Source organism: Aminobacter sp. SR38 (assembly GCF_014843375.1).
GTDB lineage: Bacteria > Pseudomonadota > Alphaproteobacteria > Rhizobiales > Rhizobiaceae > Aminobacter > Aminobacter ciceronei.
This window is the reverse complement of record NZ_CP062113.1, coordinates 393,003-404,725: the sequence shown is the minus strand read 5'-3', so window position 1 is coordinate 404,725 and position 11,723 is coordinate 393,003. Positions and strand designations below refer to the sequence as shown.

Below are 11,723 nucleotides of genomic sequence, written 5' to 3'. Positions count from 1 at the left end.
GGCATAGGAAAAGGTGGCTGCAACTATCCGTTGACCACGAAAGAAAGCAGCAGATCCGGCGACTTGACCGGGGCGCGGACGATATTGAGCTGGCCGCGGTAACGCCGGTCGGCTGTGGCGAGGACGAAGCCGCTGGCGATCGGCACGCCGTAATTGGCGTCGAGCCTGGCGAAGATGTCGGCGACGTTCAGGTCGAGGGACAGCCGGAGGTCGCGGCGCCCTTCTTCTCCGAATCCGACCGGCAGATGGCGTTTGACCAGGTTCTGGAAGGATGGATTGAAGGTCAGGATCTTCTTTGTCGATGATAATGCAAAAGCCGGCGCCGGGCAGGCACCCAGGATAGCGTTGATGGTTCGCAGCGATGCCAGCTTGGCCAAGGCGGTGCTCTGATCGGTCATCCAGCGCAGGCACGCAACACGGATGGCCGAGGTGAGGTTGCCGGTTTGCGTGTTGGAAATTTCGATCTCGTCCACTATTTCGCCGAGCGTCAGGTGCTTGTCTTCAGCTAGCTGTTTCAGCGTTGCCCAAAACACGCGCTCGAGCTTGATGCCGCGTCGCGTGCCCTGGCGCACGACAACGCGAAAATCCGATGTCAGATCGTCGGCCGAATAGATGTGGTGTACGGGTCCACCAGGCGCCGCTCCACTATCGTTCATGGAGCGCCTCGTCGCGCGCCTTGTTGATGGGTTTCAGCAGGTAGCTCAGGATTGTCTTGCGACCGGTAATGATCTCGACGGTGCTGATCATGCCTGGAATGATGGAGTAGGACTTGCCATCCCGTTCCAGCGCAGAGCGGTCGGTCGAAACCCTGACCTGATAATAGGGTTCGCCGGTGTTCTGGTCTACGAGGCTGTCGGCCGTGATGTTCTGCACCTTGCCGTCGAGACCGCCGAAAATCGAGAAATCATAGGCCGAGACCTTGATCAGTGCCTTCTGGTCCGGGCGAATGAAGGCGACGTCGCGCGGCGAGACGCGTGCTTCGACAAGCAAAGTCTCGGAGGTCGGCACGATGCCAGCCACGACAGCGCCGGGCTGGACGAAGGCGCCCAACGTGTTGACGTCGAGCGTGTTGACGATGCCGTCCACAGGCGAGCGGATGTCGGTGCGGGCGACACGGTCGGTGGCGCCGCGGATCGTTTCTTCCACCACCGAGAGCTCGGCCAAGGCCTGGGTCAGTTCGTCAAGCGCTTCCTGCTGCAATTGCAGGCCGAACTCGTCGACCTGGAGCTTCGCCTCGACGATCGCAGCACCAGTTCTCTTGATCGTCTCGTCGGCGAGATTGAGCTGTCCTCGCATCTCCGTCTGTTCGCGGTCGACGCGGATCTGCTCGGTCTTGGCCATCAGGTTGCGTTTGACCATGGAGGTGACGAGCTCGGCTTCCCTGTCGCTGACGCCAAGGCTTTCTGTCAGGCGCTGGACGTTGACCTTGGCCTCGTTCAGCTCCTTCTCGCGCTGGTCCAGCCGCGACTTCAGCACATTGAGCTTGGTTTCGAAGTTTTGCCGGCGTGCCACCAGCAGCTTCTGCTCGTTCTCGCAAATCTCGGGGGCTGCCTTCACAAGGCTTTCGGGGCAAGCGAGCGGCTCGCCGATCCGGCCTTCCTGCTCCTGCTTGAGACGGGCGATGCGGGCACTGAGCGTTCGCGCCTTGGCTTGCTGCTCGCCGAGGCTTGAGGTGCTGACCGTGTTGTCGAGCCGGATGATGAGGTCGTTCTTCTTGACCACCTGGCCAATCTTGACGGCGATCTCCTGGACCACACCTGCCTCGCTTGCCTGCACGATCTGGGTCTTGGAGGCCGGGATGACCTTGCCTTCGCCGCGGGCGATCTCGTCGATTTCGGCGAATGAAGCCCATACCACAAACGCCGCAAACAGGGCTGCGATGATCAGCACCACAGCCGATGCAAACAATGGCGGCCTATCTTCCCTGGCTATCATTAGATCTCCATTATATTGAACAAGGCCAATATAATCACCCCCAAAGCCGACGAAATCTCAACCACTGGGCTTCTGCAGCGCCTGAATGACCTTCTCTTTTGGCCCATCGGCAACGACACGTCCTTGTTCCACCACGATAAGGCGGTCGACGATTTCCAGCATACTGTAGCGGTGGGTCGATATAATCAGTGTGGTCTTGTCGTCGAAGGCGACCTTGAGCTGCTTGATAAGCTGGCGCTCGGAGGCCAGGTCCATCGAACCTGACGGCTCGTCGAGAAAGACGATCTTCGGTCTGGTCAGCAAAAGCCGTGCGATCGCCACGGCCTGTCTCTGACCGCCGGAAAGATTGGTGCCGCGCTCGCCGACATTCATGTCGTAGCCGCGCGGATGGCGTGAAACGAATTCGTCGACGCCGGCGGCCTTTGCTGCGAGGATGATCTCCTCGTCTGTCGCCTCGGGGCGCGCCATCAGGAGGTTTTCCTTGATCGTACCTGAAAACAGGTCACCGGCCTGGGCGACGATGCCGACGGCGGCACGAACCTCCGAAGGGTGATACTGGCGCACATCGATGCCATCGAGCATTAGCTCGCCACTGGTAGGGAGGAACAGCCGCCCGACCAGCCGGCCGAAGGTCGTCTTGCCGGATCCGATACGGCCAATGATGCCAACGCGCTCGCCGGGATTGATCGAGAGGTTGACGCCTGTCAGGACCTCGGTCTCGGTCCCTGGATAGACGAAGCCGACATTGCGCAGCGTCAGGGCGCCGACCCGGATCGGGCGATTGACGAAGCCTACCGTGTCGGGCCGGTCCTCAGGCTGTTGCATGATGGCATTCAACACCCGCAGCGACAGCATGGCCTGGCGAAAGCGGGCAATGGTCATGGCCAGCTGCCCGAGCGGCGCCACAGCGCGGCCCGAAAGCATGACCGCGGCGATAATGGCTCCGGTAGAAATCGATCCGTTGTCGAATGCGTAGGCACCAGCCACCACCAGCGCTACAGTCACCAATTGCTGGACGAACTGCGTCATGTTGGCTGCGGCAGCCGAAAGCTGCTTGATCTTTTCGGATGTATTGGCCGCGTTCTTGGAATGCTCGCGCCATTTCCGCAGCAGATAGGCTTCGGCACGCAGCGACTTGATCGTCTCGACCGTGGATATCGACTCGACCAGCAACGCCTGACGTTGCGAAGCCTCATTCATGGAAGCGGCAACACGCTTGCCGATGCGCTGCTGGGCAATAAGCCCGATGACGACTGCGGCTACGAAGGCGATAATCGGAATAATCACCAGCCATCCTGATATGGCGTAGATCACCAGCAGGAAGATGAAGACGAAGGCGGTGTCGATAAAGGTGCTGACGGTGTTGGAGGTGAAGAACTCGCGGACGAATTCGTATTGCGTAACCCGATTGGCATACTCGCCGGTGGATGCCGGGCGAGCACTGAGCGAAGTGTTGAGCACCTTCTCGAACAGCATATAGGAAATGCGCAAGTCGGCCTTGCGGCCGGCATGGTCGATGAGTGCCGCGCGCGCCGTCTTGAGCAAAAGGTCGAACAGGATTGCGGTCGACACGCCGATCGCTAGGACCCAAAGCGATGAGATCGCCTTGTTGGGCAGAATGCGGTCATAGACGTTCATCGTGAAGATGGGCGACGCGATGGCGAGAAGGTTGATGAAGATCGCAGCCAAGGCAACGCGTGAATAGGACCGCCAGAACGTCCCGAGTGTTCCATAGAGCCAATGCGGCCGCTCGATCCTGGCCGCGTTGCCGACACTCATGTTCTCGGTGGTGTTGGCATAGGTGATGGAGAAGCCGACACCGCCTGAGATGGGAACGGCCGTCAGCTCAGTGCGCGATATTGATGTGCGGCCGTCTTCCTGCGGACCGGTCAGGAACTCCGCGCCGTCGCCTTGTTCGGCCAGTACCGCGATCGGCAGGCGATTGGGACGAAAGATGATGGCCGGCAGGTCGAAGCGGCCACGCATGAAGTCGCGATGCGCGAACTCGGTCGTTTCAAGGCCGATCCGTTCGGCAAGGTGCCTGATTTCCTGGACCTCGATCCGCTCTTCCGAGATCGGCACGCCGGCGAACAGCACGGTTTCGGCGCTCGGCCGGCCCAGGAACGCGGCCACAGCCGAAAAGCAGGACTTGAATGCTTCGACCGGGGTCTGGATATGCGCCTGCTGATTCATGACGGACGGGGTCTGCCGTCAGACGCCCTACTTCTTTCTGACTGGGGCCAAGAGATCAAAAGGCATGTCGTTTGCCTGCTGCGAAGGTGTCCGCGCATAGGTCTCGGTGTCGGCTGTCGCCGGCACGTTGAACTCTGTTCGGGCATAGGCGTCAGCCTGCTTTGCCGGCGCAAGGTTCATCGTTTTGAGCAACTGGCCAGTTGCTGCCAGCAGGCGATACTCGGCAAAGAGCGACGCAAATGCGGCGGTGTTGGAAAGCGTCGCTGTGTTGAAACGCGTGTTCTGCGCGTCCAGCACGTCGAGCAGCGAGCGCTGGCCGACCTTGAACTGCTCGCGATAAGAGGTGACCAGCCTGTCGTTGGCAATGGACTGCTGGCGCAGCGTCTTGGCCAGATCAGCCTGTCGGAAGCGGCGGTCCCATGAAATCCGCACTGCCTCCTCGATCTCGCGCTGCACCTGGTGCAGGGCGAGCCGCTGTTCGCTGACGCGCCGGATCTGCTCCTGCTCGTTGGCCTTGTCGATGCCGCCGCGATAAAGGTTCCAGCGCAAAACCAGCCGGGCCTGCAGATCGTTGGTTTCGTCTTCGGCGCCGTCGATGTCATTGCCGATCCGGGCGCGACCTTCGGCGACGACCTCGGGGCCGTATTTGGCGCGGGCCGCATCGACGAGCGACGCAGCCGCGTCGATATCGCTGTTGGCCATGTGGACGCGCGGATTGTTGCGGCGCGCAAGGCCAAGCGCATCATCGAGCGAGCGGGGCAGGGCCTTGGCGACGGAACCAGGCTTGGACGGGTTGGTCAGCGGCTTGCCGACGGTCTTGAAGAACCGAATCTTTGCCGCTTCAAGCTCTTCAGAGGCTTCCTGCACACGGGCCTTGGCGGCGTACAGCCGTTCTTCGGCTTGCTGACGGTCGGCGTCGGTCAGGGCGCCGCCCTGGATGCCTTCGCGAATGTCGCCGAGGATCGACTGATGGAAACCGAGGTTCCGCTTGGCGTCGCCCACGATCTGGGCCTGCAGCAGGTATTCGAGGTAGTCCTGGACGACCGACAGTCCGATGAACTCGGAGCGTTCGAGAACGCGGAAGGATGCGCCGTCGACGCGTGAGGCCTGGCGGGTCAGTTCGGCGCGGCGCGCGCCGTTGTCGAACAGCTTCTGGGTGACCACCACGCCAGCCTCCGACGGGTACAACTCGTCGTCTTCGATGCCGCTCAGGCGCCGTGACGGGTTGTCGAGGCGGCGCACGCCCGTCGATGCTTCAAGGTCAACGCTTGGGAGGTAGAGCCCCTTCGCCTGCCTGAGCTCGAATTCGATTGCTTCGCGGTTCTCGATGGCCTGGCCGATTTCCGGGTTGGATTCGACGGCGACGGCCATTGCTTCCTTGAGCGTCAGCGCATTTGCACCCGTGCCCGACAGCATGGTCGCAGCAAGCATGACGGTCAGCCGTACCGCCAGTTGTCCAAGGCGCTTAGGCATTAAGTATCTCCCCACTCCATCCCGATGCCGAAGCGTTCGGGAACCCGATCGTACCCAACTAGACGTAATTATCCAGCAGTGAACTAAAATCGACAGCGTTTTGATCACTCTGGCGTAGTTTTCACTGGTTTTGCGCCATTTGACCTGAGCGCTGATGCAAAAATGCTACATCTCGTGGCACTAAAGTGACCGGGTCGGGTTAAACGCTGAGGTTGCGAAGCTGGACACTACACATGATCTCCTGACATTCGTGCCGCTAGAAATTTCTTGGGCGGGAGCCGCTCAGTTGATTCGTGTAGAAATCTTCCGCATCGGGTCGCCGGTCCGCGTCGATCTATTGAGCCAATGGGCCTTCACCAGGCGCAATAGCAGCAAAATTGTTGCCTGCAGACGCGATTTGCCCTGATCCGGCGCGCGCGCCGTGGATCCAGGCTCGATCGGTGCTGAAGGAGTAGAGGGGCACGTAGCTCTTGAGTGCCTCGTCGCGCAGGACCTGGTTGCTCAGATTGTCGAGGATGAAGGTTCCACTTTGGGTGGCAACGGACAACACCGCGTGGAAGACACCCCGACTCGCGTCCTGGAGAACCACCAGCGACATGCTTTGTGCCGGAACGCCCGCCTTGATCAGTGCCGACATCTTTAGAATGGCAAAGTCTTCACAGTCGCCGGCGCCGCGCGACAGTATTTCGGAGGGCTTCGCCCAGTAATCGAGATTGCCATAAACGCCTTGGTCCTTGCGATAGGCGATCATGGTGTTGACGGCGCGGTTCACGACGGCAAGCTTGTCGAGAAATTTCCTGTCGCGGCTGTCCGCGGCAAGTCCGAAAAGTGCGGCGCCATTCTTGCCGCATGAGGTTTCGGTGCAGCCGCCGATGTCGCGATAGACCTTGGCCCACCGGCCAGCCACCGGGAAGTTGCGCATCGGAATTGCGACGGAACCGAAAACGCCCGGGATGATGGCCGCAGTCTTCATCGGGTCGACGCCAGCCGGCGTTTCCGCTTGATCAACTGCGGTTCGCGCAACGAGCCCGTAGCCGTCGAAGTCCGGTCCGAACTGGAAGGGCTGGGCTGCAACGGCTGCCAGAGGTTCCGCCAGCATCAAGCCACCAAGAAGCTGGGGCATGCGCGTCTCAATCGAGACGGTTGCTTCAGTGGCGCGATCCTGACTTGCCGTGGCGCCTTGCATTAAGGCGGCAAGGAATGCCGCGGCTGCGAAGCTCTTGGTCAGGTATCTTGCAGGATTGGCTGTCGTTGCTATCATCGCGTTCACCTATTTTGATGAACGATAGCAACGGCGTATCAAATTATCGGAAAGGAACTAGGGAAATTCTTCTGTAATATTGAGGCGATATTTTAGATCAAATTTTATCGAATCTTTTCACTTGCTGCATAGGTGGCTGGCGCTGTGCCGCGATCCGTGGCCTTCTTGTTGTGAAACTGGAACAAGGCAATTTGGTCGTGACGCCGCTCCTCTGCAGTGTGGTAAGACACATGAAGCTGGTGCGTTCCCTGCTGAGCAAGATCGGAGCCGCGACAGCCATCTGCCTTGTCGCGTTCGTGGTCGCGTCAGTGCCTAACCTGCCAAGACCGCCTGTTTTCAGCGACGCTGGTGCGGTTGACACAGAACGCCAGCCACTTCGAGTCCTTGGAACAGGGCGGCCGGCGAGGTCGACGGAATCTGCTGCCTCGCGCGCAATCGCGCCGCATTTCGTCGCGCCGCCAGAGGTTTCCGGGCTTGGGCTGGAGCGGATCGAGGCAAGGCCGCCGCTCAGCGAGCTCGGGCTTGCCTCGCCTCCCAAACCGGTCAAGCCTGATGATTGGGAGGGCACCGTGCTCTTCCGTCCGGTCGTGACTTCATCGGCTTCGTTCGAGGCGATGGGCCATACCATCTTCGTCGCCGGGACCGAGCCGGTCGGACCGGACCAGTCCTGCGACTTCGCAGGCGTTGCATGGCGCTGTGGCGAACGTGCCAGGCTCGCCTTCCGCTACTGGTTGCGAGGCCGCGCACCGCTGTGTCAGGTGTTTTCGCCGGCCGAGAGGCAGCCGGTTGCGGCCGCTTGCAGGCTTGGCAAACAGGATATCGGTGCCTGGCTGGTTGCCAATGGCTGGGCCTACGCGCGGCCAGGCGGCGGGTACGAGAAGGCCGAGGCCGTGGCGCGCAAGGCAAAAATGGGCGTGTTCGGGCCGCCAGATTGAGCCTGCCGGGCCATTCAAACCGGCGTTCGAGGCTGTTATTATGCTGAAACGACGCGACATTCGACCGGTTTCGTCAAACTGTTCGAAATCGCACAAGGAATGTTTCATTCTCCACAGGTAGATCGATTCGACCATGGGAGCGGAGGGATCTGGCGTGGACACTTCTGGTACGGGGAATACGGCTGGCGATTTTGGGGCGGTGGCGCGCTATGCCGGTCTTGGCACGGCTGCTTGCGTCGTCGTCGCGGCGGGCGCCGCGGCACTGCTGTTTCAGGGCCAGGCCGACGGCGCATTCTGGCGCGGCGTGATCGGCGCCGGCGTCGTTGCTGGTGTTGTTGCTGCACCGCTTCTTACGATCATTGCCAACGAACGACGCAAATTCGGCGCGCTGAAATCCGAAGTCAGCCGCTTGTCTTCGGTCGATGCCCTTACCTCATGCCTGAACGGTAGCGTGTTCGCCAGTCTGATCGACGCCTTTCGCAATTCGCCTTCCAGCCGCCAGGGCGCCTTGCTGGTCGTCGACATCGACGACTTCCGCGCGATCAATGCCAGATTTGGCCATGCCTGGGGCGACGAGGTTCTCAAGATCGTTGCCGGTGCAATCAAATCGTCGGTGCGTGGCGGCGATCTCGTCGGCCGCATCGGCGGCGAGGAGTTCGGGGTCTTCCTGCCCGGCGCCAGCAAGGAGAATGCCGAGCGTGTCGCCGAGCGCATTCGGGGCTCCATATCCGATACCGTGCTCGAGCCGGGAGGCCGCAAATGCCCGCTGACGGTTAGTGTGGGAGCAGTCCTGTTCGACGATCAGTTCGAGTTCGACGAGATGTTCCGCAAGGCTGATGGTCGTTTGACCGAGGCAAAAGCCCGTGGCCGCAACCGTGTCGAATTTACCGATATGTCGGACGATAGCGACGACAAGCCCACCCTCAATGCCTGAAGTAGGCACTACACGCTAGGGCATCGCTACTTCTCTGCAAGTCGTAGGCATTTTAACGGTTCCGGCAACAAATCCATAAATGTCAGCATGCCCTAATGTGACTGCAACTTCTGGCGGGGCAGGCCATGCGGAATTTTCTCGGGTCGGAGCACGGCAATTTCGCGGTCATTACAGCCATTGCCATGGTGCCGATCATGACCGGCGTAGCCGGCGTGGTCGACTTCGTCAGCATTAACAACAAGGCGAACAAACTGCAGAACTCGCTCGATGTCTCTGCGCTCGCGATTGCAACTAAATATTACTCAGGCATGTCCGGGGACGAACTGATAAGCCTCGGCAGAGACTTCTTTGATTCGAATCTCGCGCGGACCCGCGACGATGCGAGCGAGCTGATCTACAAAGATCAGGTCACTGATTTAGATGCGTCTGCGACGACCTCGGGCGATATCAGCCACATTGAGGTCACCTCGACGATCGAGCTGCCGGGCATGGTCGGGAACATCGAATGGCGGACCGCCAGGCGCGCTGTGGTCGAGGTGGCGCCTGGACAGCCGGCTTGTGTGCTGGCGCTCGATCCGGCCGCATCGGCTGCGGTCAAGCTTCAGGGCTCGACCCAGGTCGTGCTTGATGGTTGTGTTATTGCCTCGAACTCCAGCGCCAGCGACTCAGTATCGAGAGGTGGATCGGCGCAGGTGGCGGCTGAGTGCGTGACGACCGTCGGCCGTACGGATGGCTTCACCGGCTACAACACAAACCTCGCCTGCGGCATTCCGCGTGAGAACCAATATGCGTCGCTCGACCCGCTCGCGAACGTCGTTCCGCCGTCCTATACGGCCTGCAAGTCAGTGCCTGGCGGCAAGACCAAAACGCTATCACCGGGTACGTTCTGCGATAAGACAATCTCTGGCGAGGTCACACTCGAACCAGGAATATACGTTCTGAGAGGCGGGCAGATAAAACTGGGCGGCAACGGTTCGCTTACCGGGAGTGGCGTGACGATTTTCCTGATGGAAGGCGCGGAATTCACCTCGAACGCCAACGAGATCATCAATCTGTCACCGCCATCGGAAGGAATCTACGCAGGCATTACGATCTACCAGCAGCGGACCAACACCAATTCCGTGGTTATCAATGGTGGGGCTGGTTCGGATGTGACCGGATTCATCTACGCGCCGAGCGCGCATGTCTTTTATGCCGGCAACTCTGAGATGTCGGGTTCAGGTCAGTGTATTCGTATTGTCGCCAATACCATCGAGATGACCGGCAATTCATCGGTCACGTCGAACTGCGAAGCCGAGCTCGGTGGCAAGAAAATGTATGCCGGCCGCATCATCAGGCTGGTGCGCTGATGGCATGCCATCAAGACATTTCAAACTGCAACACGAGTTGGCTGGCACGCGTATCGCGGGATCCTAATGTGGCGTCGGGCTTGATTCGAATTCTGCACCGAGAGAGGGAGAAAATACGGTGACCAATAGCAGGAAGCTTCTTGTCAGCGCGGCATCCGCGCTCGCCATCAGCGCATTGCCGATCAAGCTTGACATCGGGTCAGTCGGCAGTTTCGCCCAGACTTCAGCTTTCGCCAAGAGCGAGAATGGCGGTGGCGGCGGCAATGGTGGTGGCGGCGATCGGGGCAATAGTGGTGGCAAGAGCAGCGGCTCGTCCAACGGCAAGTCTGCATCGGCTGCCGGTAAAACCAAATCGAGCGGGGGTGTTCAGCCGGCCTCTGTTGGCGGGTTGATGAAGTCGATCTTCAGCGGCGGACAGACGAAAAAGTCGGCGGCTGCGGGCAACAAGCACACGGCGCCGAAAACCGCCAAGGCCAAGCAGAATCCCAAAGCACTGACGGCCAATGTTCTGCCCGCCTCCGTGGAGGTGCCAGGGACAAAGCCTGTCAAGGAAAAGAACCTCAATGCGCGTCTGGCGGGTCTCAACTCGCTCAATCGCAACTATCATGCCTATCTGAACTCGCAGTCTCCGCGCATGGCGCTTGTCAGGGAATATGTGCTGAATTCAGCCCAGGCCGAATTGGCGGTCGAAGCTGCTGCAGCAGCAGCCGAAAAGGCAGCCCAGTTGCAGACTGCATTGGATGCGGCCGCAGCAGCCATCGTGCCTTTTGACGGCAGTGCGCCGATCGTGGATCCGACCGCTGATGCACTTCAGGCACGCCTCGACGCACTGAATGCCTTGGAGCCACCTGTCGACCCCACCGAACTGGCCGCATTCGAGGCCGAGAAGGAAGCGTTGTCCGATGCACTTGCGGCCGCGGCTGATTTGGCCAAGGCAGAAGAGGAACTCGCAGATGCCCAAGCGACGGCCGATGCCGCGGCCGAAGGCACCAGCGAAGACGACCTCAAGGAGGCGCTGCTCGCAGCAGCCAATCCCAATCGCGTCGCTGAATATGGCGACGACTACTTGAATGACGAGGTTATGGATTGGGCCAAGGATGTTCTTGGCGTTGGCGATGCCTACGGCAAGATCGACGAGATCAAGGCCACCCTGCCGACAGAGGCAGCGGAAGTGACACCGGTGCTCGAACCAGAACCCGAGGTTGCGATAGAGCCGGCCCCTGCGCCCCTCGTGGTGCCCGTCAACTAAAGACGTAAGTCAAAAATCCTAACCGCAGCCGGCATCGGCAGCGGTTAGGATGCGCCGTGGGCCGTCATGCAATTACAGTAATCAACCTTCCTTGGCCGTAGTGCTTCTACCCGCCGTTTCAAAAAAGCTCTGACTGCTCCGATCGCATCTCATTTCGAGTTGGCAGGAACGCGCTCCATGTGCGCTCACAGCACCACCGTGTGTAGGTTGTGATATACCGTTGTGCGTGCGAAGAATCTTCCAGGGGGCGTTGGTGAGGGTTCTCGGTAAAATTTGCCTCTTGGCCGCCTGCCGGCCGCAGCCTTTGAACTGCCACTCGACTATGTTTTGGAACAGCGCGAATGGTCCGCGCTAATATGCTTTCATTGCGGCGAGGCCGAAGCATTGACAAAGG

9 protein-coding genes are annotated in these 11,723 nt (G+C 60.1%); 4 read left to right on the top strand and 5 right to left on the bottom strand.

Going from position 1 to position 11,723, the window contains the following annotated elements; genetic code table 11:
* Nucleotides 1–23: 23 nt before the first annotated feature.
* The 5 genes from IG197_RS29735 to IG197_RS29715 form a co-directional block, all read right to left on the bottom strand.
* Nucleotides 24–572 carry a ribbon-helix-helix domain-containing protein gene (locus tag IG197_RS29735; protein WP_246765448.1) on the bottom strand — a complete coding sequence of 183 codons (549 nt, stop codon included), beginning with the start codon at nucleotides 570–572 and terminating at the stop codon, nucleotides 24–26.
* A gap of 73 nt (nucleotides 573–645) precedes the next feature.
* Complete coding sequence (locus IG197_RS29730; RefSeq protein WP_192320172.1) at nucleotides 646–1,935, bottom strand: HlyD family type I secretion periplasmic adaptor subunit; 1,290 nt, start codon at nucleotides 1,933–1,935, stop codon at nucleotides 646–648.
* Nucleotides 1,936–1,992: 57 nt separating this feature from the next.
* On the bottom strand, nucleotides 1,993–4,128 hold the full coding sequence (locus IG197_RS29725) for a type I secretion system permease/ATPase (RefSeq protein WP_192320170.1): 2,136 nt from the start codon (nucleotides 4,126–4,128) through the stop codon (nucleotides 1,993–1,995).
* 27 nt (nucleotides 4,129–4,155) lie between these two features.
* Nucleotides 4,156–5,601, bottom strand: a complete 1,446-nt coding sequence (locus IG197_RS29720; protein ID WP_246765447.1) for a TolC family outer membrane protein — start codon at nucleotides 5,599–5,601, stop codon at nucleotides 4,156–4,158.
* 334 nt (nucleotides 5,602–5,935) lie between these two features.
* Nucleotides 5,936–6,862 (bottom strand): transglutaminase-like cysteine peptidase, encoded by a 927-nt coding sequence (locus IG197_RS29715; protein WP_246765446.1) that lies wholly within the window; start codon nucleotides 6,860–6,862, stop codon nucleotides 5,936–5,938.
* A 569-nt stretch (nucleotides 6,863–7,431) separates the two neighbouring features.
* Here IG197_RS29715 and IG197_RS29710 point away from each other — a divergent pair.
* The 4 genes from IG197_RS29710 to IG197_RS29695 all read left to right on the top strand — a co-directional run bounded on the left by IG197_RS29710 (nucleotide 7,432) and on the right by IG197_RS29695 (nucleotide 11,329).
* Nucleotides 7,432–7,797, top strand: a complete 366-nt coding sequence (locus IG197_RS29710; RefSeq protein ID WP_192320168.1) for a thermonuclease family protein — start codon at nucleotides 7,432–7,434, stop codon at nucleotides 7,795–7,797.
* 154 nt (nucleotides 7,798–7,951) lie between these two features.
* Nucleotides 7,952–8,731, top strand: coding sequence for a GGDEF domain-containing protein (locus IG197_RS29705; protein WP_192320167.1), 780 nt, complete (start codon nucleotides 7,952–7,954; stop codon nucleotides 8,729–8,731).
* A gap of 125 nt (nucleotides 8,732–8,856) precedes the next feature.
* The gene (locus tag IG197_RS29700) at nucleotides 8,857–10,080 is read left to right on the top strand and encodes a TadE/TadG family type IV pilus assembly protein (protein WP_192320165.1); all 1,224 of its coding nucleotides are present in this window, start codon (nucleotides 8,857–8,859) and stop codon (nucleotides 10,078–10,080) included.
* Nucleotides 10,081–10,198: 118 nt separating this feature from the next.
* Nucleotides 10,199–11,329 (top strand): hypothetical protein, encoded by a 1,131-nt coding sequence (locus IG197_RS29695; protein ID WP_192320163.1) that lies wholly within the window; start codon nucleotides 10,199–10,201, stop codon nucleotides 11,327–11,329.
* Nucleotides 11,330–11,723 lie beyond the last annotated feature (394 nt).

What these genes read in the sequence shown, in the direction of transcription:
- IG197_RS29715 (WP_246765446.1), bottom strand. Translation starts at nt 6,862, where the DNA reads ATGATAGCAACGACAGCCAATCCTGCAAGATACCTGACCAAGAGCTTC.
- IG197_RS29730 (WP_192320172.1), bottom strand. Translation starts at nt 1,935, where the DNA reads ATGATAGCCAGGGAAGATAGGCCGCCATTGTTTGCATCGGCTGTGGTG.
- IG197_RS29725 (WP_192320170.1), bottom strand. Translation starts at nt 4,128, where the DNA reads ATGAATCAGCAGGCGCATATCCAGACCCCGGTCGAAGCATTCAAGTCC.
- IG197_RS29700 (WP_192320165.1), top strand. Translation starts at nt 8,857, where the DNA reads ATGCGGAATTTTCTCGGGTCGGAGCACGGCAATTTCGCGGTCATTACA.
- IG197_RS29720 (WP_246765447.1), bottom strand. Translation starts at nt 5,601, where the DNA reads ATGCCTAAGCGCCTTGGACAACTGGCGGTACGGCTGACCGTCATGCTT.